Genomic DNA, 23,038 nt, shown 5'->3' with positions numbered 1-23,038 from the left:
CAGTCAGATGGACCGGGCAACAAGCGCCACAACAAGCGCCTGGCCACCGCTTCCAAACCCACTCCAACAAATTGAACTTCAGTCATTTTCACACTCCTTACCTTGCCTGATCAAGCCCGGCTCCGGCGCGCCCTTTCCCCATTGCGCCCACTCAAAACAGCGAAGCCCCGTTAATATTTTCTCTTCACTTCTGGTTAAAACCTTTTTTAATCTCGTTAAACCACGCGCATGACTTTCATTCAGCTTCTCAACCAGCGGCAACGTCTGGCAGACTCCTTCATCCGCAGCACTTGGACCGGCATCACAACCGCGATGGCTTTGATGGCTACAGTCATTTCAGCGCAGCAGACGGCTTTGCCGCCTGAGCTGGGGTCGCTGAATCAACAGTTCATCAAGCTGCAAAAAGAGCATGTCACGGCCCCCTTTGAATCTGGTCTTGTCATACTCAACACCGGTTACTTAGGTGCCATCGACAAAGCCATGGCAGCGGAAAAAGAAGCCGCCAATTTGGACGGCATACTGGCGCTGGAGGCAGAAAAGAAGCTGGTCACAGAGAAGCATCTCCTGGCCGAAAAGTTGCCTCTGCCACAAACCGATGATGAAAAGACTTCAGCGGCGGTGAAAAATCTCCGCTCCATTTACCGCACGTCGCATGCGAAGCTCGAAGCACAACGACTGAAGAATCTACAAGGACTCGTCGCTCCGCTCGAAGTGCGCTTGAAACAGATGGAGGCGGACTTCATCAAAGCGGACCACATCGCCGATGCGAAGACCGTGCGCAGCTACCGGGAGGCGCTGGCAGAGGATGCGCCGGCCGCAGGAGAACCAAAGCCCGCTGCGACTCTCAACCCCGCTTCGATGATCACGGCGAAAGATGGCTTTACCAACACGCTCGGCATGAAGTTCCTTCCGGTGAAAGGCACCGATGTGCTGTTCTGTATTCACGAGGTACGTTACAAAGACTATGCCTTGTATGCTGCAGAGAATCAGGGCGTGGATGTCGCTTGGAAGGATCAAACAATCGATGGCCATGCCATCACTGAGCGCAAAGAAGACCACCCAGTGATCAAGGTCAGTTGGGATGACGCACAGAAGTTCTGCGCCTGGCTGAGCAAGAAAGAAGGGAAACTCTACCGCCTGCCTACGGACGAGGAATGGAGCTACGCGGCGGGCATCGGTCAGAAGGAGAAGCGGAAGAAGGGAGAACTGCCCTCCCAGGTGCCACCGGTGCCAGATGCATTCCCGTGGGGTGACGACTTTCCGCTCAAGACAAAGAACAAGCCTGGAAACTTCAGCGATGTCAGCCTCAAAGGCAAAGCGCCGGGCCCGGATGGCAAGGCGGACAACAGCGACGACTACGATGACGGCTTCCCGACCACTGCACCGGTGATGAGCTTCAAGCCAAACAAATTCGGTCTCTATGATCTTGGCGGCAACGTCTGGGAATGGTGCGAAGATTGGTATGACAATGCGCAGCAAGACCGTGAGTTGCGCGGTGCCTCCTGGCATGACGGCAACCGCTTCTTTCTGCTGGCGTCCTACCGCCTTCACGGCTCCCCCGGCGGTCGTCACAACGACCACGGCTTCCGATGTGTGGTGGTGCCACCCCGTAGTCTGAATGATTGATGCTCTTTGAGACTGTACGAAGTAAAATGCCGGCCTCAATGACCCTTGATTAGGGGCACGCAGCGTGGTCTGTGCCAATGGCGTGGCGCTGGGGAGTCGCGAGTTTGTGGAAGGGATCTTTGAGGCGCAGGAACGAGGCGCGGCACATGCCGGACTCTGAGGAGGCTTTTACACACTGCGGCACTTGCGTCTTAGTCCCGTCGGCTGAAAAACTGCCCTGTGTGTCACCCCTCAAAACGCGCGGTCGTGCCATTCATATCCCGCGAAGTCACATATAGCGGTAACACTTCCCTTTTTCACCCGTGGCGGCATCCCTAATACGATACCTTTACAAACGCGGCCCAGACTTCAGAAGTGCATAGGCATCACGCCGACAATCACAGGCGATTGAGACCGCTTCGCAGCAGCGTTTCCGCAGGAAATTTTAAGGCTCGGCTTGCGCAGCCGCGTCGTATCTCCATGATGAATTCCTCCCCACATGAGCGCTGTTTTTGACTCCCTTTCGCGATTTTACGCCTCCTCCATTGGCAAGAAGATTCTGGTGGCCCTGACCGGCCTCGCACTGATCGGCTTTGTACTTGGCCACATGATCGGCAACCTGCTGATCTTTGTCGGCAGGGACGCCATCAATGAATACGGGCACATGCTCCAGACCGCGCTGCATGGCGGCGGTGTCTGGATCGCCCGCATCGGACTGCTGGCCGCCGTGGTGATTCACATCGTGGCCACCATCTCTCTGACCCGCGCCAATCGTGCAGCTCGTCTGGACAAGTATGGCCAGCACAAGGCGCAGGTGAGCAGCAAATCCTCCCGCATCATGATCTGGAGCGGCCTGACCATCCTGGCCTTCATCGTCTATCATCTGCTGCACTTCACCGTCCACGCCGGCAACGACTACGGCACCTACAAGACCACGCTCCACGGTGAGACCGTCCATGACGTCTACCGCATGGTCATCGCAGGCTTCTCCTGGGCCCCGGCGGTGTTCTTCTACATCCTCGCCATGCTGCTGCTCACCAGCCATCTCAGCCACGGCTTCAGCAGCCTGTTCCAGACACTCGGCGTCGCCACGGACAAGACGGAGCCGCTGTTCAAGAAACTCGGTTACGCCTTCGCGGGTCTGATCCTCGTGGGCAACTGCTCCATCCCCATCGCCATCTACTTCTTCGGCTACGGACGTTAATTTTTTCTGCGACTCGCCATGTCTCTTAATTCCAACATTCCCTCCGGCCCGATGGCCACGAAGTGGTCCAAGCACAAGCAGGACTCGAAGCTCATCAATCCGAAGAACAAACGCAAGTTCACCGTGCTCGTCGTGGGCAGCGGCCTTGCTGGCTCCTCCGCAGCAGCGACGCTTTCGGAGCTCGGCTACAAGGTGAAGTGCTTCTGCTTCCAGGACAGCGCCCGTCGTGCCCACTCCATCGCAGCGCAGGGCGGTATCAACGCGGCCAAGAACTATCAGAATGACGGTGACAGCGTGCACCGTCTTTTCTATGACACGGTCAAAGGCGGCGACTTCCGCGCCCGTGAGGCCAACGTGCATCGTCTCGCCGAAGTCAGCGTCAACATCATCGACCAGTGCGTCGCGCAGGGTGTGCCCTTCGCCCGTGAATACGGCGGCATGCTGGCCAATCGCTCCTTCGGCGGTGCTCAGGTGAGCCGCACCTTTTATGCCCGTGGCCAGACCGGACAGCAGCTCCTGCTCGGCGCCTACTCGGCCCTGAACAAGGAAATCGCCTCCGGCGGCGTGAAGATGTACCCGCGCACAGAGATGCTCGATCTCGTGACCGTGGACGGCCACGCCAAGGGCATCGTCACACGCGATCTCGTCACCGGCAAAATCGAATCTCACGCGGGTGATGCCGTGCTGCTTTGCACCGGCGGTTACGGCAACGTCTTCTACCTCTCCACCAATGCGATGGGCTGCAACGTCACCGCGACGTGGCGCGCTCACCGCAAGGGCGCTTTCTTTGCCAATCCCTGCTACACGCAGATTCACCCGACCTGCATTCCCGTCAGCGGCGACTACCAGAGCAAGCTGACGCTCATGTCCGAGTCCCTCCGCAACGACGGCCGCGTCTGGGTGCCGAAGAAGAAGGAAGACTGCGGCAAGGCTCCCGACCAGATCCCAGAAGCGGACCGCGACTACTACCTCGAGCGCAAATACCCCAGCTTCGGCAACCTCGCCCCTCGTGACATCTCCTCCCGTGCGGCCAAGGAAGCCTGTGATGACGGACGCGGTGTCGGCCCTGGCGGTCGCGGCGTGTATCTCGACTTCGCGGAGGCCATCGGTCAGTTCGGCCAGAAGACCATCGCCGAACGTTACGGCAACCTCTTCGACATGTACGAGCGCATCACCGGTGAAAGCGCCTACAAGCGCCCGATGCGCATCTACCCCGCCGTTCACTACACCATGGGCGGCCTCTGGGTGGACTACAACCTCATGAGCAACCTCCCCGGCCTGCACGTGCTTGGCGAGGCGAACTTCTCCGACCACGGTGCCAATCGCCTCGGAGCCAGCGCGCTCATGCAAGGCCTCGCAGATGGTTATTTCGTCATCCCGACGACCATCGCCAACTACCTCGTGAATCAGAAGCCCGGCAGCATCACCACCGAGCATCCTGAATTCAAGAAGGCCGTCGAAAACTGCACCGCACAGACCAAGCGCTTCCTCAACATCAAGGGCAAGCGCAGCGTGGACAGCTTCCACCGCGAACTCGGTCTCCTCGTCTGGGACAAATGCGGCATGGCCCGCACCAAGGAAGGCCTTACCGAGGCCATCAACCGCATCCCCGCCCTGCGCGAAGAATTCTGGCAGAACGTGAATGTCCCCGGCAGCGGCGACTTCACCAATCCCGAGCTCGAAAAAGCCGGTCGCGTGGCCGACTTCATGGAGTTCGCCGAACTCCTCTGCCTCGACGCCCGCCACCGCGAAGAAAGCTGCGGCGGCCACTTCCGCTCCGAATATCAATACCCGGATGGCGAAGCCAAGCGCGACGACGAAAACTTCAGCTACGCCGCCGCTTGGGAATACACCGGCAACCTCAGCCAGCCCATCCTGAACAAGGAGCCGCTGACCTTCGAAGAAGTCCACCTCGCCGTCCGCAGTTACAAATAACGTTTCTTTCCCGTCCCCATGTCTCAACTCAATCTGCACCTCAAAGTCTGGCGTCAGAACGGCTCGCAGCCCGGCCATTTCCAGGACATCGACGCTCCGGACATCCCCGATCATGCCTCCTTCCTGGAGATGATGGACATCGTCAACGAACGCCTCATTTCCAAGGGCGAAGATCCCGTGGCCTTTGACCATGACTGCCGTGAAGGCATCTGCGGCATGTGCTCCATGCAGATCAACGGCGTGCCCCACGGCCCTGAAAAAGCCACCACGACCTGCCAGCTTCACATGCGCAAGTTCCGCACCGGAGACACCATCTGGGTCGAGCCCTTCCGCGCACGTGCGTTCCCAGTCCTGAAAGATCTCATGATCGACCGCAGCGCCTTTGACCGCATCCAGCAGGCCGGCGGTTTCGTCAGCGTGCGCACAGGTGCGCCGCAGGACGCCAATGCCCTGCCCATCGGCAAGGAAGTCGCTGATTCCGCCATGGACGCCGCCGAGTGCATCGGCTGCGGTGCCTGCGTGGCCGCCTGTAAAAACGCCAGCGCCATGCTCTTCGTCTCCGCGAAAGCCGGCCAGCTTAATTCCCTGCCCCAAGGTCAGCCTGAAAAAGACCGCCGCACCCTCGGCATGGTCCGCCAGATGGACAAGGAAGGCTTCGGCAACTGCACCAATCAATACGAGTGCGAAGCCGCCTGCCCCAAGGAGATCAGCGTCCGCTGGATCACCAAGCTCAACCGCGACTACGCCGTGGCTGCCGTCAAAGACGCCTTCGGCAACACCCGCAAGGAAGCGGGCGGTGGAGACTGATCAGTTACTGCTTCGGCTCCCCGGGAGGAGGAGCCGGCTTGTCCTGCTCCGGTGGCGGACGGCGAAACCCGTCCTTGGGCTCTCCTCCTCGCTCACGAAATTTCATGAATTCCTGACCTGCCGCCTCGCGGTAGATTTCCCGGAATCTTTTGAAGGCCTCCATGCGCTCTCCCGGAGGCAGCGCATCCAGTTTCGCCAGGGCTTCTTTGACACGAGGCAGCTGCAGAAGCCGCTCATGGAAACCCCGCGTCTCATCCCGGCGTTCAGGCCGTGCGATTGATTGAAGTTCCGCTCCGAGACGGATGGCCGCCATGTGGGCAAAATTGGGCGAATCCGGCTTTGGCATCTCTGGCAGGCCACGCTGATCCATCGGGAACTGCGGTTTGATCTTCTCCAGGATGCCCACGACTTCAGGATCAATTTCCTTCAGGGCGTTGTGCAGCGTGTTGCGCATCTCCTCATTCGCCCGCAGCGCCTTGTCCCGCGATTCGATCACCTCGGGACGCTGCCAGGCCTTTTCGAAAGCGGCCCTCACCTTCTGCTTCTCGACTTCAGAGAGCTTTTCAAAGCCGTCAAACCCACGCGGTCTGCCCATGCCCGGAGGTCCATGACGATCGCCATCCCGATACGGCGGCGGTCCGTCGCCAGGTTTCGGCGGAGGTGGCGGCGGCATTGGTTTGTCACCTTCGGACTGAGCGAGGGCAGCCGTGGCAAGGGCAAAAAGGAAAACCAGAGGACGCATGACGGTCATTTTCCGCCGCTGCAACCTGTTGGCAACTTGATAGCTAGGCTCAGTCTTCATTGAGGCTAATAACCCGTCTGAATGCCAAAAGTTGCACTCATTTGATACGCTCCAGTTTCAGCAAGGGTGCCGCCTGGGAGGCAAACTGCGCCACGTAAAGGTTTCCCTCAGCATCCACAGCCACGCCATGAGGGTGAATGAAGGTCTTGTGGTCGCTCTGCATCGGCTGCAGCACACCATCCACATAAACAGCCGCCGGTGCACCAATGTTGGACACGATCCGATACTCCCGGTCCACGATGGAAATGAATCCAGGGGAGTTCTTGTCCTTCGGCCATTGGTCCCCCAGATGCGGCACAATCACATGCTCCCCCCAAAACACGATGTCTCGCGGATTCCCGCCTGGCATGGCGATTTTGTCGATGAAGCGCCCGTCTGCCGTAAAACGTTTGATTTCCTGCTGGTCACTCATGGCGATAATCACCCGTGTTTTTGCTGAATCCGACACATCAAGTCCACCTCCATGCGGCCCCCAATGCTTCAGCTGGTTCTCCCCTTCCCCCAGATTTCCACCCCACCACCGCAGCAGCGAGCCATCCGGCTTGTAGTGAAAAATGTAGTCCTTCCCATAACCGTCGAACACGCAAAACTCCCCGTTCGCGAAATGGATCGTTTTCGAAGGCCGGTATTCATTTGCGCTCGCATGCAGCTTCGCCTGTTCCGGCCATGCAAAATGCGCCAGTTCTTCGCCATCCAGCGTCAATTTGCGCACCTCATGGAGCTGCGTGTCCGTGATGAAAAGCACCTCGCGCTCCCCTTCCCGCACCAGACTCATCCCATGCGCCCCCGGCATGCGCGCCGTCCAGTGCTTGATCAAGGCCCCCGTTTTCGGATCGAGCACGATCACATTGTTCCTGGCGTCATCCGTCAGAAACAACAAGCGTCCATTTGCATCAATGTTCACTGCGTGACCATTTTTGACGTTCACCTGCGCAAGCGCCTCCCGTCCCCAGCCGGGCACAACCCGATAACGAAACTCCCCCTGGCCAAGAATGTCTTCAGCTTGGGAAATACCTGCTGCAAGCAGGCAGAAGATAGCAAAACGAATCATGCAGCCATGCAATCATGCCTCCCGCCCCGGCGCAAGATCAACGCATGGATGGTTTGCCAGCACCCGTATTGCTGCGAGGGTGATCCCCGCTTCTTCTCATGGTCTTCATTCTCATTGTCGCTGCTCTTTTCCTCGGCCTCGCCGTCGCCCGCTGGGCTCAGGCACGCCATGAGTCGATGATGCTCAAAGGCTTTCGGGCGAATGCCCCCACTGCGCATACCGGCAGCGAGATCGCCCTCATGTTTCTGAAATCCGAAGGGGTGGATGACGTGCAGATCGTCGAGCACAACGCCGTCGTGACCGATTACTTCGACCCCACCCGCCGCCGCCTGTTTCTGCGTCGGGACGTCGCCGAGGGCACAACCTTGTCTGCCTGGGCCATCGCTCTTCATGAGGCAGCCCACGCGCTGCAGACGGGCGAGTCCTTGAGTGAACTCAAGTGGCGGCAGAGCTGCATCCGCATGAGCCGCTACATTCCCATGGCTGCGGTATTCGCCATCGTGGGATTGATGATCGCCCGTATTCTCATAGCGAAGAACGCCATTTTCGTCACCGCCGGAGTGATCGTCATCCTGCTGCTGCTGAACCTCGGCAGCGTGCCGCTGGAGTTCAATGCCAACAAGCGTCTGCGTCGTTTCCTGGATGAGTATCTCAAAAATCATCCCCAGGCTGGCGGGCGGCTTGATGAACTGCTTTTTTGCATGGCCATTCGTGAAGTCGGCGATCTCCTGCGCTCGCCGCGCTATTTCTTCCTGAGCGCCCTGCCCGGCACGGGAAAGATGAGGCCACAGTGATCTGAGTGGCAAGGCGTCCATCTTGGGTGACGTTGAGTTCTCATGGTCAAACTTGCCGCCTTCTTCATTCTTGCCACCTCGTCCGTACTTCTCGCAGACACCCAAACACCGGCTTCATACAGCGGTGATTTTGTCATCAAGGTCAACTACCGCTACCTCCTGAGCAAGCCGGAGGGCTACGCAGACACCAAGGATAAAAAATGGCCGCTGGTGGTGTTCCTGCACGGCTCCGGTGAACGGGGCACCGATCTCGAACTGATCAAAAAGCACGGACCGCCGAAGCTGCTGGCAGCCGGGCAGAAATTTCCCGCCATCGTCGCCAGCCTGCAATGCGAACCCAACAACCTATGGAATCCGCACAGTGTGCAGGCAGTCACCGAACACTTGATCAAAACGCTGCGTGTCGATCCCAAGCGCGTGTATCTCACCGGCATCAGCATGGGAGGCTTTGGCACCTGGGAGACCGCTTTTGAGTATCCTGAGACCTACGCTGCCATCGCTCCCATCTGCGGCGGTGCGGGTGTGCGCTGGGTGACAGCGCAGCGGCTCAAGAGCATGCCCTGCTGGATCTTCCATGGCGACAAGGACGGTGCAGTTCCTATCGAGAACAGCCAGAAGATTTATGATTCTCTGAAAAAGATCGACGCGCCGGTCAAATTCACCATCTACCCGGGCGTCGGTCATGATTCGTGGACTCAAACTTATGCCAACCCAGAGTTCTGGAGCTGGCTGTTTGAGCAGAAGAAGCCATGACAGGCGGCAGGTCCGGCGGGCGTTTGACTCTCATGATCCGACCTCTTCTCCTGCTTTTCATCGCCTCTTCCTTGCAGGCTCAGGTGCTGCCCGGCACCCAGCCGCTGGAGCCGAATCCCGATTTCTCCGCCACCATGGTGGCGGGCATCGACAAAATGGCTCTGCGGCTCATCGAGCAGTCGAAAACGGGCCGTAAACCGACGCGCGAAAAATTGAAGGCCATCATCGGTGCGGTGGACGAGCGCCTACCCATCGCGGCGCTCGAACTGGTTGGTGACACCTCCAATCCGGCGCTCCTGGCGGAAACGGACACCGCACGCATCCTGCGGGTGCGCTGGCCAGTGTTTGATGGCGTACATGGAGAGGGCATTCTGATTCAGCCGAAAGACAAACCGGTGGCGCGGGTGATCTACATCCCGGACGCTGACACCGATCCCGAGAAGCTGGCGAATGACGCCATGCTGGCCTACAGCGGCTGCGAGATCGTCATCCCTGCGCTTATCAGCCGCAGCAGCGAGTTCAGCACCAATGACAAGTTTGGTGTGAAGACGAACGTGCCGCACCGCGAGTGGATCTACCGCCAGTCGTATGAATTGGGGCGCCACATCATTGGCTACGAAGTGCAGAAGATGCTGTCACTCGTCGATTACTTCGGCACGCAGCCGAAGCTGCCTCTGCTTGTGGCCGGACTCGGCGAAGGCGGCCTGATCGCCATGTACTCCGGAGCCATCGACGAGCGCATCAGCTCTGTCTATGTGTGGGGCTGTTTCGAGCCGCGTGAGGGAGTATGGGCCGAGCCTATCTACCGCAATGTCTTCAACCTGCTGCGTGACTTTGGCGATGCCGAAGTGGCCTCCCTCATCGGGCCACGTCCCCTGGTGGTGCAAAACCTCGGCTTCCCGAATGTGCAGGGCCCGCCGAAGGCAAAGCCGGGCGAACGTGAAATCGCAGCTCCCGGCAAGATCAGCAAACCCACCCTCGAAGCCGTCAAGGCCGAGGTCGCCCGTGCCAAGGCACTCGTGCCCGGTGACTGGCTGATGCTGGCGACGGAGGAGCATGGCCTGAAGGAGGTGGTCACTCATCTGCTGCCTGCCGATGTTTCGGCGCAGCTCGTGAAACGCATCGAGCCGATCATGCCACAGAAAAACGAGCAGCGCGCCCGAGTGGATGCCACCCGACAGAAGCGCATGGTGCGGGAACTGGAGACATTCACGCAGCGTCTGCTCGTGAGCACCGAAATGGAGCGCAAAGCGCAGTTTTGGGACAAGCTGCCGCTCAAGAGCATGGCGGAGTTTGAGAGGCACACCGCTGGTGAACGCGACCGCTTTTGGAATGAAGTCATCGGCCGCTTGCCAGATCCGAACCTGCCGGTGAATGCCAAAAGCCGCTTTGTGCGTGAGACGGACAAGGTCAGGATCTTCGAGGTGACAATGGATGTGTGGGACGATGTCTTTGCCTGGGGCTGGCTGTGCCTGCCGAAAGATCTCAAGCCCGGAGAGAAGCGCCCCGTCGTCGTCTGCCAGCATGGGCTGGAAGGCATCCCGGAGGACACCATCACCACGGACGAGACTCAGAAAGCCTATGCGCCCTACAAAGGTTTCACGCTGCGACTTGCCGAACAGGGCTTTATCACCTTCGCCCCTCACAATCCGTATCGTGGCAAGGATGCGTTCCGCACGCTGCAGCGGAAGCTCAATCCGCTGGGGCTTACGCTCTACAGTGTGATCAACGGCCAGCATCAGCGCATTCTGGAGTGGCTGAAGGCACAGCCCTTCACCCAGCCGGACAAGATCGCCTTCTACGGCCTCAGCTACGGTGGGAAATCCGCCATGCGCACACCTGCCGTGCTCACGGACTACTGCCTGAGCATCTGCAGCGGCGACTTCAACGAATGGGTGCGCAAGTGCGTGAGCAGCGACATGCCGATGAGCTACATCCACACCCATGAGTATGAAATCTGGGAGTGGAACATGGGCCGCACATTCAACTATGCGGAAATGGCCGCCCTCATCGCGCCAAGACCGTTCATGGTCGAGCGCGGCCACAACGACGGTGTGGGCGTGGATGAATGGGTGAACTACGAGTTCGCCAAGGTGCGCCGGCTTTACAACAAACTCCTCATCGGTGACCGCACGACCATCGAGCACTTCGACGGCCCTCACACCATCCACGGAGTTGGCACATTTGAATTCTTGAAACAGAATCTCGGTTGGAAGTGATTTCCTGCATTTAACAAAGCTCTCCAATCCATTCCGGACTTAGAGGCAAAGGCTTAGGTTCTTTTGAACCAACTGCCAAGGGATGGCCGCGGCCATTCACCTATGGTCTCGTGCAATGAGCGTGACCCATTTTTTAAAGAAGCCTGTATTCTCCCTGCCGGCGCGCCAGGAGCTGCCCAATTTGCGGCATTTTTTCAGGCGTCTTTGGCTCATCTTCGGGGGGTCTGCACTGCTGCTGCTGGTCAGTTTTATCGTGTTTGAAAACATCGGAGCCACTCTGGAAGAAGAACGCACCGCCACAGTGAACGCGGTCAACCTGCTGGGAAGGCAGCGTGCAGACAGCCAGACACTCAGCCGACTGATGCTCCAGGCGGAGAGCAGCACCGCACCGCTGCAGACGTACTATCTGGGACGCATTGACCTCGTCTGGGGGCTCATGAACACCTGCGAGGAAACCCTCCAGTCTGGCAAGCTGGTGAAACACGCAACGGGGAACCAGCTGGCCAGCATTCTGCAAAAGCTGGAAGAAGCCCATGGAAGCTATTTGAAAATAGCCAAGCTGATGAGGAGGCTCTATCCCCACACCGATGCCACCCCCACTCTGCTAAGGGGCATGGGAGAACTGCTGACCGAAGACTGTGACGCTCTGGCAGGTTCTCTGGATCAGGCCGCCCAAAAAATCATCCAGGTCAATGCGGACATCAACGAGCATATCCGGCTGCTGGACTGGCTGCAGATCGGAGTGACAGGAGGCATCGCCTTGATGACAGCCCTGCTGCTGACGCGCGGACAGATCTCCACCATGGAGCGGCTGATCGACACCAGTGTGAAACTCCAGGAACTGACGTATCTGCAGAATGGCGTACTGGAGAGCGCCGCCTGCGGCATCATAAGCACCAACACGAAGGGACTGATCGCCACGTTCAACTGCGGGGCTGAAAAGCTCACGGGATATTTGCGACAGGAGGTTGTCGGCAGCCTGACCCCAGAACTGTTCCATGATGCCTCCGACATGGAGCGCATGGCCGCCGAAGTCTCGCGTGAAACTGGCATGAACGTAGCACCGGGATTTGAGGTGTTCGTAGCCCATGTTAAATGCGGCATCCTGCGTGAACGTGAATGCACCTATGTGCGGAAAGATGGCAGCCGCGTCTCCGTCTCCCTGAATGTCACAGCCATGCTGGACGAGGAAGGAGAGATCACCGGCTTCCTCGGCATCGTGACCGACATCACTGAAAAGAAGAAGCTGGAGCAGCAGTTTCTGCGCGCACAGCGGATCGAAAGCGTGGGCACGCTGGCGGGCGGCATCGCCCATGATCTTAACAACGTGCTCACGCCCATCATCATGTCGATCGAGCTGCTGCGGCTCACTCACACGAACGAACGCACACTCTCCATTCTGGGCAACATTGAAAGCAGTGCCAGACGCGGGGCGGATCTGGTGCGGCAGATCCTCACGTTTGCGCGCGGAGTGGAGGGGAGGCGCACGGAATTGCGCGCAGGCCCTCTCATCAAGGACATCCAGCACTTCGTTCAGGACACCTTCCCCAAGAACATCTGCTGTTTCAGCAAACTGCCTGACGAACTGCCTTCATTTCTGGGGGATCCCACGCAGCTGCATCAAATTCTGCTCAATCTGTGCGTGAATGCGCGTGATGCCATGCCCGACGGCGGAACGCTGACCATCGCTGCCGGCTGTTCCGTCATGGACGAGGCCGCAGCAGCCTTGCAAATGGATGCCAAACCCGGCCCCTATGTCACGATCAGCGTGAGTGACACCGGCAGCGGCATTCCCCCGGATGTCTTGGACAAGATTTTCGACCCCTTCTTCACCACCAAGGAGATCGGCAAGGGCACGGGTCTGGGTCTGTCCACAGTGCTGAGCATCACCAAGAGCCATGGCGGCTTCGTCACAGTCACCAGCGAACCCACCAAGGAGACCGCCTTCACCATCTGGCTGCCAGCCGTCCCCAATACGGGCAACTGCATCAATTCCCCACTCAAGGATGAACCGCCGATGCCGCTGGGCAAAGGCGAACTGATCCTGATCGTGGATGATGAGGAGGCCATCCGCACCACCACGCGACAGACCCTGGAGGCGCTGGACTACCGCACGCTGGTGGCCGCCAATGGTGCTGAGGCAGTGGCGCTATACACGCAGCACAACGCGGAAATCGCCGTGGTGCTGACGGACATGATGATGCCAGTCATGGATGGCCCGGCCACCATCCAGATGCTCCAGCGCATCAACCCCGATGTGAAAATCATCGCGGCCAGCGGTGTCGCCCACCTGGGCGGCCCGGCCAAAGTGGCCGAGATGGGTGTCAGGCACTTCCTGCCCAAACCTTACACGGCCCAGACTGTGATGACGACACTCCACCTTGTGATCAACGAAGCAAACACCTGGCGGGAGGCGCCGGTCAGCAGCATGACGTTGTGATAAGACCTGCCTCTCAGCTTTTCATCGGCGCTGTTGAGAGCACGGGCTGGATGTGATGTTCGGAGACGAGCGTGACGAGCAGATTGTTCACCATGGTGGATTTGGAGGCGGAGTCGAGCTGCACGATGCCGTCGGTTTCAAGCTTGCGCAGCGCCATTTCGACCATGCCGATGGCACCGTCCACGATGATCTGGCGCGCGGCGAGAACCGCCTGCGCCTGCTGGCGGCGCAGCATGGCCTGGGCAATTTCCGGGCTGTAGGCCAGGTGGCTGAGCTGGGCTTCCAAAACTTCAATGCCTGCGATACTGGTGCGTTCCGCCAGTTCCGCACACAACTGACGTGCGATGTCCACCGGGTGGCTGCGGAGGGCGATCTCCCCGGGCGCGTGCGGCTCATAGGGGAAAAGATTGGAGAGGTGGCGTAGTGCCGTTTCCCCCTGCAGACGAACGAAGTTGTTGCAGTTCTCGACGGCAAAGGTCGCCTTGGCCGAGTCCACCACACGCCAGACGATCACCGCTGCGATTTCAATCGGATTGCCATGAGCATCGTTAACTTTGAGCTGCTCGCTTTGGAAGTTGGCGATCTTGAGGGAGATCTTCTGCCTGCCGGCGAAGGGGTTGATCCACCAGAACCCGTTGTGAACGAGGCTGCCGGTGTACTTGCCAAAGAAGGTGAGCACCACGGCTTCATTGGGAGAAACGATGACGAAACCCTTCAGCAGCAAGAACCCGATGATGGCCGCTGGAACGGTCAGGAGCGGGAGGTACTCAGGGAACTGATAAAAGCTGATGGCCACAAGACCAAGGGCCGCAAAAATGACGAGGATGCCGGGAAGGGCCAGAGCATTGCGTTCTTTCATAATCAGAAGGTTGTTTAGGACGCAATTGAACTGGTTGCTTGAATTCCAGTCACTGAGAATTTTACGGTGATTTTCCACCCACCTGCGACCACGACAGCCCGTTTGCATTCGCTGCATCGTCCGCTACGCTGAGGGCGTAAACCCAACGCGCTATGCAAACACCCAAAATTACCGCCTACCTGAAAACCTACTGTGGCTGGAGCGAAGGCGTCCGTGCCATCTTCCGCAAATACGATCTCCCTTTTGAAGAGAAGGACATCATCAAAAATCCCGCCTTCCGCTGGGAAATGGAACAGAAGAGCGGCCAGCCGCTGTCCCCCTGCGTGGAAATCAACGGCACCATGCTGGCCGACATCAGCGGCGCTGAAGTGGAGGCCTGGATGAATGACAACGGCCTGCTCGAAAAGAACGAAGCTCCGGCCGATGCACCAACCAATTCCGCCTGCACCGACGCGCAGCACGCCGCCATGGCCGCAGGTCAGGTGGGCACCTTGAAATTCGTGGGCTGATTCTGCATGCGTTCCCGGCTTTTCCTCCTTGGGCTGGCGTTTGCCCTCACAGCCTGCAACACTGTCTACTACGCCGCCTGGGAAAAGCTGGGCTACGAGAAGCGTGACCTGCTCAAAAGCGCGGTCAAGAAAGCTCGTGGCGAGCAAAAAGATGCGGGTGCGCAGTTTCAAGATGCCCTGACCCAGCTCAAAAAGCTGACCAACTACAACGGTGGCAATCTCGAGTCCGCCTACAACCGCTTCAAAGGCGAATATGAAGACTGCGAAGCCCAGGCAAGCCGGGTGCGCAGCCAGATCCGCGAGGTGGACACGGTGGCGCGGGATCTCTTCCGCGAATGGGAGGCCGAAATCCGCCAGTATGAAAACGCCTCTCTCGCTGCCGACAGCCGCCGCAAACTGGCGGACACTCGCAGCCGGTTTGAGCCGCTTTCGCGTTCCCTGCACTCGGCCGAAGCCACGATGGAGCCTGTCCTGCGCCAGTTTCACGATCAGGTTCTCTATCTGAAGCACAATCTGAACGCCGCAGCCATCGGCTCGTTGCGCGGCACGGCAGACAACATCCAGAGTGACATTCAACGTCTGCTCGATCAGATGAACCGCTCCATCGCAGAGGCGGACCGGTTCATTCAGACGCTGTAAAAAGGACGACAGACACTCTGGTCTGTCGGTCTGGGACAATTTGTGAACGCTGATCGACAGACAGGAGAGCCGAGGCTTGGGGAGACAGGCAAAGCCAATCTGTCGTACTCCAGAAAAAAGCCCTCCCGCTTCGCAGCAGGAGGGCCTTTCAACCTAACTCCAAAAACAGATCAGGCTTTAATCATGCCGTGAGGGTCGATGACGTACTTACGGGCAGCGCCCTTGTCGAAGTCCACGTAGCCTTTGGGAGCACCCTTCAGGGAGATCACCTGCACGTTGGTCGCCTTGGCGATTTTGATCTTGTCATGCAAGATGGCCATCATGAGGCGACGATGATACTTCATGACCGGGCACTGGCCGGTGACGAAGGTGTGGCTCTTGGCCCAGCCGAGACCGATGCGGATGGACAGGCTGCCAACTTTGGCCGCTTCATCGACCGCGCCCGGATCACCTGTGACGTAGAGGCCGGGAATGCCGATGGCGCCGCCCGCCTTGGTGAGTTCCATGACGCTGTTGAGCACCTGAGCAGGCACTTCCTTGCTGTGGTCATGGCCGCAGCCACGGGCTTCAAAGCCGACGCAATCCACTGCGCAATCCACTTCCGGCACGCCGAGGATGTTTTCGATCTGATCCTGAATGGAGGCAGAGAGGGAAACGTCCACGGTTTCACAACCGAAGCGGCGGGCCTGGGCCAGACGCTCCTTGTTCAAATCACCGACGATGACGACAGCGGCGCCGAGCAGATGGCAGGAAGCGGCACAGGCGAGACCGACAGGGCCGGCACCAGCGATGTAAACCGTGGCACCCGGGCCCACTCCAGCGGAAACGGCACCGTGATAGCCGGTGGGGAAGATGTCCGAGAGGAGAGTGAGGTCTTTGATCTTGGCCAGGGCCTGATCGCGGTCCGGGAACTTCAGGAGATTGAAGTCAGCGTAGGGCACCATGACGTACTCCGCCTGACCACCGACCCAGCCACCCATGTCCACGTAGCCATAAGCAGCGCCTGGACGGGCAGGATTCACATTCAGACAGATGCCGGTTTTGCCTTCTTTGCAGTTGGCGCAGCGTCCGCAGGCAATGTTGAAAGGCACGCTGACGATGTCGCCTTTCTTGATGAACTCCACATCGCGGCCCGTCTCGATGACTTCACCAGTGATTTCATGGCCGAGGATCAGCCCCTTCTGTGCGGTGGTACGACCTCGCACCATGTGCTGGTCGGAGCCGCAGATGTTGGTGCTGACGACTTTAAGGATGACTCCGTGATGGCATTTGCGCTTTTGTTCGCGCAATTCCAGTTTCGGGAAATCAATGCTCTGAACCTCTACCTTACCGGTACCCATGTAGGCGACACCATGATTGCTTGGCATAATATTGTGTGGTTGTGGTTGGTTGAATTTAGGGGATTCCCGGTCATGCTAGTCAGAACCGGCGGATCGCGTCAATCCCAGTGAAGGAAAAACGTTGGCAGCCAGGAATGAGCGGTGCAGGGGCCGGGAAAAGGCTGACGCCGCTGGGATTAGCTAAACGAATGGCGCCAGATGCTCTTTCGGATTGCCTGCCCGCGAGCAGCCCGCCACAATGCGCATGCATGAAAATTACATCACTCGCATTGTCCCTGCTCCTGCTTGCCACCACCGCCCTCCGGGCCCAGACCCCGGCTCCTGCCGTCAAACCAGCCGCTCCGGCGGTCGTCATGCCCCCGCAGCCGCCGGATGTGCCAGCGGAGAAGTATGGCAAAGATGGCAAGATCAACCCCGGCTTCATCGCTTCGCATGAGAAGTTCGTGAACATCGCCAAGGAAGGCAAAGCGCAGCTCGTGTTCCTTGGTGACTCGATCACCGCCGGCTGGGCGGGCGCTGGCAAGGAAGTCTGGGCAAAGGCCTTCGCCGGCTACACCCCTGCAAATTTCGGCATCGGCGGCGACCGCACTCAGCATGTGCTGTGGCGCATCCAGAATGGCGAACTTGAGGTCATCAAACCGAAGGCCGTGGTGCTCATGATCGGCACCAACAACTCTGGCTCAGATTCCGCTGAAGGCATCGCCAAAGGCGTCACTGTCATTGTCGAAACCATCCGCGCCAAACAGCCGCAGGCGAAGATCCTCCTGCTCGCGGTTTTCCCACGTGGTGAAAAAGCCAGTCCGAATCCAGGCCGCGACAAACTGAAGCAGGTGAACGCCATCATCGCCAAACTCGACGACGGCAAGAATGTCTTCTTCCTCGACATCGGTGACAAGTTCATGCAGCCCGACGGCAGCCTCACCAAGGAGATCATGCCTGACTTCCTTCACCTCTCCCCTGCCGGCTATCAGATCTGGGCTGACGCCATTGGTCCAAAGCTCGCCGAGCTGATGAAGTAATCCGCCCCGTCATTCTCACCACGGATTCATCTGGCACACGCGAGACCTGCGTGCATAGGAAGGCCATGCCCCAGCCCGTTATTCTTTCCGACATCGGCAAAGTCCTCATCGATTTCGACTTCAGCATCGCCGCCCGGCGGCTGGCGCAGCAGTGCGACCATCCGGCGGAGACGGTGCTGACATTGTTCGATGACATCAAAGGCCCCTATGAGGTGGGGGACATGGATGATGCGGAGTTCGTGAGGCAGGGCATGGCGCTGACGGGGTTTCGTGGCTCGCCCGATGAATTTGCGGCCATCTGGTGCGAAATCTTTGCTCAGAACGAGCCCATGCACGCGACGCTCTCCGCGCTGGCGGGAAAGCTGCCGATGCACCTGCTCTCCAACACCAACGAGCTGCACAAAGGCTACTTCTTGCGCGAGTTTGCGATTTTCCAGCATTTCCAAGATGGAGTGTATTCGCACACCGCCCGCTGCGCCAAGCCAGGCGAGGAGATCTTCCTCAAGACCGCCGCGCAGCTGGATCTGGACCCCGCGCGAACGTTTTACATCGACGATCTGGAGCCAAACATCGCCACCGCGAAACGCCTGGGTTTTCGGACATTTCATTACAGCTTTGTGAAGCATTCGCAGCTTCAGAGGGAGCTGGACGAATGGCTGACAGCTCAGGGCATTGGTTGACGGGCGCGAATACCTGTCATACCCAGTACGTGCTGCCGTTCGTATCACTTGTGTGGCATGATAGCATGCACGACTAAATCCATGAAATGCGACGTTTGCGAAAATGAGGCCACCGTGTTCCTCACCCAGATCATCAACGGTCAGATGACCACGGTGAATCTGTGTGAGACCTGCTCCAAGGCCAAAGGCGTGACCGAAGAAACAGGCTTCGGTCTGGCGGAGGCATTTCTGAGCCCCTCCCACCGAACGGAGTCGGACACGATGGAAATCGTGTGCGACGCCTGCGGCTTCACGGCCTCCCAGCTTAAAAAGATCGGCCGTATGGGCTGCCCGGAATGTTATGCCGCCTTCCGAGATGGACTGGATGGACTGCTGCGCAACATGCACAAGGGAACACGGCATGTGGGCAAGCGCCCGAGCCACCTCAGCGCTGTCGCCCCCCAGATACTCCCAAGGCAGCGAGCCTCTGCCTTGAAGGAAGCGCCCCCACCCGCCCCGGTGCCGGCTCCTCCCGTGCCGCCACCGGATATTGCCAAACTCCGCGCCGAGCTGGACCTGGCCGTGAAGGAGGAGCGCTACGAGGACGCCGCCAAGTTGAAATCCGAGATCGAAAATCTCCAGCCCAAGGCTTCCAAATGAAGGATGTCTCAGCTGGAATGATCCTTCCCCATCTTTCAACGCGTATCTCTATTGCACCGTCCAACTTCGTAATCTCATGATGCGTTTTGCCACACTGATCAAGAACCCCGCCGACTGGATGAAAGGCGCGGGGCCGCACTCCGACGTGGTCATGACCTCGCGCGTGCGTCTGGCACGCAACCTCCGTGGTTATCCCTTCCCCGGCTTCAGCCAGGAGCGCCAGCGCATTGAGCTGCTGGAGCGTGCACGCCCGGTGGTGGAAGAACTGCCCGAAATGCGGGACGGCTACAGCGAGGACTACACCGAGCTCAGCAAGATCCGCAAACAGGTGCTGGTGGAGCGCCACCTCGTCAGCCGTGAGCATGCGGCACGCTCATCCGGCTGCGCCGTGGTCGTGGACCGCAAGCAGAGCATCTCCATCATGATCAATGAGGAGGACCACTTCCGCATCCAGGGCATCCGCCCGGGGCTGAACCTCACCAGCGCCTTTGAAGTGGTGGACCGCGTGGACACGGAGCTGGAAGGCCTGCTGCCGTATGCGTTTGACCCCAAGCTCGGCTACCTGACCGCTTGCCCCACCAATCTCGGCACCGGCATGCGCGCCTCCGTCATGCTGCATCTGCCGGCTCTGGTGCTCACCGAGCAGATCAACCCGGTGATCAAGGCCATTGGCAAGATCGGCCTGGCCGTTCGTGGTCTCTACGGCGAGGGCACCGAAGCTCTGGGCAACCTTTTCCAGATCTCCAACCAGCACACGCTGGGTGAAGCGGAGCCTGAAATCATCGCCCAGATCGAAAAGGTCATCGAAGGCGTGGTCCGCTCTGAAGTGACGGCCCGTGCCAAGCTCAAGGAGGACCACCAGACGATGCTGCAAGACCAGATCGGGCGTGCCTTCGCCATTTTGAGGTATGCGCACATCCTTACCTCCAAAGAGGCACTGAACCTGCTTTCCATGCTGCGTCTCGGTGCAGACCTCGACCTTGTCGGGAACTGTGACCGCAGCCTGATCGACATGCTTCTGCTTGAAATTCAACCTGCGCATCTGCAGCTCAATGCTGCGCGTGAATTGTCCCCTGAAGAGCGTGACAGCATGCGCGCTGATTTAACCCGCACGCGGTTGCAATCCATCGACGGCCCGGGTAGTTTTCCACCATCACAATCTAACAATGGAGGCACCACCTCCCCTACTAATGATGAATAATTTCACTCCACGCGCCCAACAGGTTCTGGCCCTTGCCCGCAAGGAAGCCGACCGTTTCAACCACAATTACGTCGGCACGGAGCATCTCCTGCTTGGCCTGATCAAACTCGGCCAGGGGGTCGCAGTCAACGTTTTGACCAAGCTCGGCCTCGACCTCGAGACCGTGCGCATGCAGGTGGAGCAGCAGGTCGGCTCCGGCCCTGAGACCAAGATGGTCGGCAACATCCCCTACACCCCGAGGGTGAAGAAGGTGCTCGCTCTGGCCTCCAAGGAAGCCAAGGCGCTCAACCACAGCTACGTCGGCACGGAGCACATCCTGCTCGGCCTCCTCCGCGAAGGCGAAGGCGTGGCCGCGCAGGTGCTGCGCAACCTCGACGTGAACCTCGATAAGGCGCGCAGCGAGATCCTCAAGGAACTTGATCCCAATTTCTCCTCCCAGAACGAGGAGGAAGAGGAGGAAAGCGAACCCGTCAATCCAACGGGCAACACGCCTTCCGGCGACAAGAAGAAAAACGAAAAGACCCCGGCCCTCAAGGCCTTCGGTCGCGACCTCACCGAGCTCGCCATCAAGGGTGAAATGGACCCCGTCATCGGCCGTTCGGAAGAAATCGCCCGCGTCATCCAGATCCTTTGCCGCCGCACCAAGAACAACCCGGTGCTCATCGGTGAAGCTGGCGTCGGCAAGACCGCTATCGTCGAAGGCTTGGCCCAGGAAATTGCCGCCGGCAACGTTCCTGAAATCTTGCGCGACAAGAAAGTGATCACCCTCGATCTCGCACTCATGGTCGCTGGCACGAAGTATCGCGGCCAGTTTGAAGAGCGCATCAAGGCGGTGATGGATGAAATCCGCCGCAACAAGAACGTCATTCTCTTCATCGACGAACTGCACACCATCGTGGGTGCCGGCGGCGCTGAAGGCGCGATGGACGCCAGCAACATCATCAAACCCGCGCTCAGCCGTGGGGAACTGCAATGCGTCGGTGCCACCACGCTGAATGAATACCGCAAGTACATCGAGAAGGACTCCGCGCTGGAACGCCGCTTCCAGAGCGTGAAGATCGAGGAACCCTCCGTCGAGGACGCCATCCGCATTCTCTTTGGCCTGCGTGGCAAATATGAGCTTCACCACAAGGCGAAGTACAGCGAAGACGCGCTAAAGGCCGCCGTGAATCTCAGCTCACGCTACCTGCCCTCCCGTTTCCTGCCTGACAAGGCCATCGACATCATGGACGAAGCCGGCTCCAAGGCCCGCATCGCCGCCATGACCCGTCCGCCCGAACTCAAGGTGATCGAAGGCGAGATTGAAGAGATCCGCGTCGAGAAGGAAGGTTCCATCAAGGAGCAGGACTTCGAAAAAGCTGCGAGCCTCCGTGACCGTGAGAAGAACGCGAAGAAGCGTTTTGATGACGTGCTGGAAGCCTGGCGCACCAACAATCAGGAGCGCATCGTTGACGTCACCGAAGAGGACATCATGTCCGTCGTGTCCAAGTGGACCGGCGTTCCTCTTCAGCGCATGGAACAGGCTGAAGCCGAGAAGCTGCTCAAGATGGAAACCGAGCTCAAGGGCAAGGTCATCGGGCAGGACGAAGCCGTCATCGCCATCAGCAAGGCCCTGCGCCGCTCCCGTGCCGACCTGAAGGATCCACGCCGCCCGATCGGCTCCTTCCTCTTCCTCGGCCCGACCGGTGTCGGCAAGACCTTCCTCGCGAAGAACCTCGCCGAATTCATGTTTGGCACCGCCGAGTCGCTGATCCAGATCGACATGTCCGAGTACATGGAGAAGCACACCGCCAGCCGTCTGATCGGTGCGCCTCCGGGATACGTCGGTTATGAAGAAGGCGGCCAGCTTTCCGAAGCCGTGCGCCGTCGCCCTTACTCCGTGATCTTGTTCGACGAAGTCGAAAAAGCGCACCCGGATGTCATGCACCTCCTGCTTCAGATTCTCGAAGAAGGCCAGGTTACCGACAACTTTGGCCGCAAGATCGACTTCCGGAACACCATCGTCATCCTCACCTCCAACATCGGTGCGGAGCAGATCAAACGCCAGACCAGCCTGGGCTTCATGGCCATGCAGGAAGACGCCGCAGACAACGTCGGCATCAAAGGCAAGATCACCGAAGCCGCGAAGAAGTTCTTCAAGCCTGAGTTTCTCAACCGCCTCGACGACATCGTCATCTTCCGCATGCTCGAGAAGGAGCAGCTCAACAAGATCGTCGATCTCGAAGTCAGCAAAGTGGTTGTCCGCCTCAAGAAGAAGAACATCCACATCACCCTGGACGACAGCGCCCGCGAGTTCCTCATGAAGGAGGGTTTTGATCCGCAGTATGGTGCGCGTCCGATGCGCCGTGCCGTGGAGAAAAACATCGAAGACCCGCTGGCCGAGCATCTCCTGCGCGGAGACATCCGCGAAGGCGACATCGTCAAGGTCTCCTTTGACGACGAGCACAAGCGCCTCAAGTTTGCCGCCGACAAGCGCGAAACCACTGACATCCCGGCTCCGGCCGAGACGCCAGCCCCTTAACCGGGTAAGATCCGCCGGGCT

General features: G+C 59.0%; 19 protein-coding genes. 15 read left to right on the top strand and 4 right to left on the bottom strand.

Annotated features, from left to right (window positions below):
• The first annotated feature begins 228 nt into the window (after positions 1-228).
• From AC3RLQ_RS27780 to AC3RLQ_RS27765, 4 genes are all read left to right on the top strand, one after another.
• On the top strand, positions 229-1,626 hold the full coding sequence (locus AC3RLQ_RS27780; protein WP_493031884.1) for a formylglycine-generating enzyme family protein: 1,398 nt from the start codon (positions 229-231) through the stop codon (positions 1,624-1,626).
• 478 nt (positions 1,627-2,104) lie between these two features.
• On the top strand, positions 2,105-2,809 hold the full coding sequence (locus AC3RLQ_RS27775; protein ID WP_493031883.1) for a succinate dehydrogenase cytochrome b subunit: 705 nt from the start codon (positions 2,105-2,107) through the stop codon (positions 2,807-2,809).
• A gap of 18 nt (positions 2,810-2,827) precedes the next feature.
• Entirely contained in the window at positions 2,828-4,744 is a 1,917-nt protein-coding gene (locus AC3RLQ_RS27770) for a fumarate reductase/succinate dehydrogenase flavoprotein subunit (protein WP_493031882.1), read from the top strand.
• Positions 4,745-4,762: 18 nt separating this feature from the next.
• Complete coding sequence (locus AC3RLQ_RS27765) at positions 4,763-5,551, top strand: succinate dehydrogenase/fumarate reductase iron-sulfur subunit (protein ID WP_493031881.1); 789 nt, start codon at positions 4,763-4,765, stop codon at positions 5,549-5,551.
• 4 nt (positions 5,552-5,555) lie between these two features.
• On the opposite strand, the gene AC3RLQ_RS27760 is transcribed toward AC3RLQ_RS27765, so the two are convergent.
• Both AC3RLQ_RS27760 and AC3RLQ_RS27755 read right to left on the bottom strand, forming a co-directional pair.
• The gene (locus AC3RLQ_RS27760; RefSeq protein WP_493031880.1) at positions 5,556-6,293 is read right to left on the bottom strand and encodes a hypothetical protein; all 738 of its coding nucleotides are present in this window, start codon (positions 6,291-6,293) and stop codon (positions 5,556-5,558) included.
• 97 nt (positions 6,294-6,390) lie between these two features.
• Complete coding sequence (locus AC3RLQ_RS27755; protein ID WP_493031879.1) at positions 6,391-7,404, bottom strand: hypothetical protein; 1,014 nt, start codon at positions 7,402-7,404, stop codon at positions 6,391-6,393.
• Positions 7,405-7,502: 98 nt separating this feature from the next.
• On the opposite strand from AC3RLQ_RS27755, the gene AC3RLQ_RS27750 reads away from it, so the two are divergent.
• The 4 genes from AC3RLQ_RS27750 to AC3RLQ_RS27735 all read left to right on the top strand — a co-directional run bounded on the left by AC3RLQ_RS27750 (position 7,503) and on the right by AC3RLQ_RS27735 (position 13,610).
• A complete protein-coding gene (locus AC3RLQ_RS27750; protein ID WP_493031878.1) occupies positions 7,503-8,198 on the top strand; it encodes a zinc metallopeptidase in 696 nt (231 codons plus the stop codon).
• Between the two features lie 42 nt (positions 8,199-8,240).
• Positions 8,241-8,951 carry a carboxylesterase family protein gene (locus tag AC3RLQ_RS27745; protein WP_493031877.1) on the top strand — a complete coding sequence of 237 codons (711 nt, stop codon included), beginning with the start codon at positions 8,241-8,243 and terminating at the stop codon, positions 8,949-8,951.
• 32 nt (positions 8,952-8,983) lie between these two features.
• Positions 8,984-11,170 carry an alpha/beta hydrolase family protein gene (locus AC3RLQ_RS27740; protein WP_493031876.1) on the top strand — a complete coding sequence of 729 codons (2,187 nt, stop codon included), beginning with the start codon at positions 8,984-8,986 and terminating at the stop codon, positions 11,168-11,170.
• 121 nt (positions 11,171-11,291) lie between these two features.
• Positions 11,292-13,610, top strand: coding sequence for a hybrid sensor histidine kinase/response regulator (locus AC3RLQ_RS27735; protein ID WP_493031875.1), 2,319 nt, complete (start codon positions 11,292-11,294; stop codon positions 13,608-13,610).
• Positions 13,611-13,623: 13 nt separating this feature from the next.
• Here AC3RLQ_RS27735 and AC3RLQ_RS27730 read toward each other — a convergent pair whose 3' ends face one another.
• Entirely contained in the window at positions 13,624-14,469 is an 846-nt protein-coding gene (locus tag AC3RLQ_RS27730) for an SPFH domain-containing protein (protein WP_493031874.1), read from the bottom strand.
• 152 nt (positions 14,470-14,621) lie between these two features.
• On the opposite strand from AC3RLQ_RS27730, the gene AC3RLQ_RS27725 reads away from it, so the two are divergent.
• Both AC3RLQ_RS27725 and AC3RLQ_RS27720 read left to right on the top strand, forming a co-directional pair.
• Positions 14,622-14,978: a glutaredoxin family protein gene (locus AC3RLQ_RS27725; RefSeq protein ID WP_493031873.1), complete on the top strand. Its 357-nt coding sequence runs from the start codon at positions 14,622-14,624 to the stop codon at positions 14,976-14,978.
• 6 nt (positions 14,979-14,984) lie between these two features.
• Positions 14,985-15,617: a DUF2959 domain-containing protein gene (locus AC3RLQ_RS27720; protein ID WP_493031872.1), complete on the top strand. Its 633-nt coding sequence runs from the start codon at positions 14,985-14,987 to the stop codon at positions 15,615-15,617.
• Between the two features lie 170 nt (positions 15,618-15,787).
• On the opposite strand, the gene fdhA is transcribed toward AC3RLQ_RS27720, so the two are convergent.
• Positions 15,788-16,984, bottom strand: coding sequence for a formaldehyde dehydrogenase, glutathione-independent (gene fdhA, locus AC3RLQ_RS27715; protein ID WP_493031871.1), 1,197 nt, complete (start codon positions 16,982-16,984; stop codon positions 15,788-15,790).
• 221 nt (positions 16,985-17,205) lie between these two features.
• Between fdhA and AC3RLQ_RS27710 the strand changes: the two genes are divergently transcribed.
• The 5 genes from AC3RLQ_RS27710 (at position 17,206) to AC3RLQ_RS27690 (ending at position 23,017) form a co-directional block, all read left to right on the top strand.
• Positions 17,206-17,976, top strand: coding sequence for a platelet-activating factor acetylhydrolase IB subunit (locus AC3RLQ_RS27710; protein ID WP_487687526.1), 771 nt, complete (start codon positions 17,206-17,208; stop codon positions 17,974-17,976).
• A gap of 65 nt (positions 17,977-18,041) precedes the next feature.
• Positions 18,042-18,656: an HAD-IA family hydrolase gene (locus AC3RLQ_RS27705; protein WP_493031870.1), complete on the top strand. Its 615-nt coding sequence runs from the start codon at positions 18,042-18,044 to the stop codon at positions 18,654-18,656.
• Between the two features lie 81 nt (positions 18,657-18,737).
• Entirely contained in the window at positions 18,738-19,295 is a 558-nt protein-coding gene (locus AC3RLQ_RS27700; RefSeq protein WP_493031869.1) for a UvrB/UvrC motif-containing protein, read from the top strand.
• 76 nt (positions 19,296-19,371) lie between these two features.
• The gene (locus AC3RLQ_RS27695) at positions 19,372-20,496 is read left to right on the top strand and encodes a protein arginine kinase (protein WP_422318466.1); all 1,125 of its coding nucleotides are present in this window, start codon (positions 19,372-19,374) and stop codon (positions 20,494-20,496) included.
• A complete protein-coding gene (locus tag AC3RLQ_RS27690; RefSeq protein WP_493031868.1) occupies positions 20,486-23,017 on the top strand; it encodes an ATP-dependent Clp protease ATP-binding subunit in 2,532 nt (843 codons plus the stop codon). Before AC3RLQ_RS27695 ends, AC3RLQ_RS27690 begins: the two co-directional genes overlap by 11 nt.
• Positions 23,018-23,038 lie beyond the last annotated feature (21 nt).

This window comes from Prosthecobacter sp. GW821-HT29F12, from assembly GCF_058803405.1.
This window is presented reverse-complemented; position numbering and strand designations above follow the sequence as displayed.

Bases quoted from the DNA above. Each gene is read 5' to 3' on its own strand.
- fdhA (WP_493031871.1), bottom strand. From the start codon at position 16,984: ATGCCAAGCAATCATGGTGTCGCCTACATGGGTACCGGTAAGGTAGAG.
- AC3RLQ_RS27740 (WP_493031876.1), top strand. From the start codon at position 8,984: ATGATCCGACCTCTTCTCCTGCTTTTCATCGCCTCTTCCTTGCAGGCT.
- AC3RLQ_RS27690 (WP_493031868.1), top strand. From the start codon at position 20,486: ATGATGAATAATTTCACTCCACGCGCCCAACAGGTTCTGGCCCTTGCC.
- AC3RLQ_RS27745 (WP_493031877.1), top strand. From the start codon at position 8,241: ATGGTCAAACTTGCCGCCTTCTTCATTCTTGCCACCTCGTCCGTACTT.
- AC3RLQ_RS27730 (WP_493031874.1), bottom strand. From the start codon at position 14,469: ATGAAAGAACGCAATGCTCTGGCCCTTCCCGGCATCCTCGTCATTTTT.
- AC3RLQ_RS27720 (WP_493031872.1), top strand. From the start codon at position 14,985: ATGCGTTCCCGGCTTTTCCTCCTTGGGCTGGCGTTTGCCCTCACAGCC.
- AC3RLQ_RS27775 (WP_493031883.1), top strand. From the start codon at position 2,105: ATGAGCGCTGTTTTTGACTCCCTTTCGCGATTTTACGCCTCCTCCATT.
- AC3RLQ_RS27780 (WP_493031884.1), top strand. From the start codon at position 229: ATGACTTTCATTCAGCTTCTCAACCAGCGGCAACGTCTGGCAGACTCC.
- AC3RLQ_RS27765 (WP_493031881.1), top strand. From the start codon at position 4,763: ATGTCTCAACTCAATCTGCACCTCAAAGTCTGGCGTCAGAACGGCTCG.
- AC3RLQ_RS27700 (WP_493031869.1), top strand. From the start codon at position 18,738: ATGAAATGCGACGTTTGCGAAAATGAGGCCACCGTGTTCCTCACCCAG.
- AC3RLQ_RS27755 (WP_493031879.1), bottom strand. From the start codon at position 7,404: ATGATTCGTTTTGCTATCTTCTGCCTGCTTGCAGCAGGTATTTCCCAA.
- AC3RLQ_RS27770 (WP_493031882.1), top strand. From the start codon at position 2,828: ATGTCTCTTAATTCCAACATTCCCTCCGGCCCGATGGCCACGAAGTGG.
- AC3RLQ_RS27725 (WP_493031873.1), top strand. From the start codon at position 14,622: ATGCAAACACCCAAAATTACCGCCTACCTGAAAACCTACTGTGGCTGG.
- AC3RLQ_RS27705 (WP_493031870.1), top strand. From the start codon at position 18,042: ATGCCCCAGCCCGTTATTCTTTCCGACATCGGCAAAGTCCTCATCGAT.
- AC3RLQ_RS27760 (WP_493031880.1), bottom strand. From the start codon at position 6,293: ATGCGTCCTCTGGTTTTCCTTTTTGCCCTTGCCACGGCTGCCCTCGCT.
- AC3RLQ_RS27710 (WP_487687526.1), top strand. From the start codon at position 17,206: ATGAAAATTACATCACTCGCATTGTCCCTGCTCCTGCTTGCCACCACC.
- AC3RLQ_RS27750 (WP_493031878.1), top strand. From the start codon at position 7,503: ATGGTCTTCATTCTCATTGTCGCTGCTCTTTTCCTCGGCCTCGCCGTC.
- AC3RLQ_RS27695 (WP_422318466.1), top strand. From the start codon at position 19,372: ATGATGCGTTTTGCCACACTGATCAAGAACCCCGCCGACTGGATGAAA.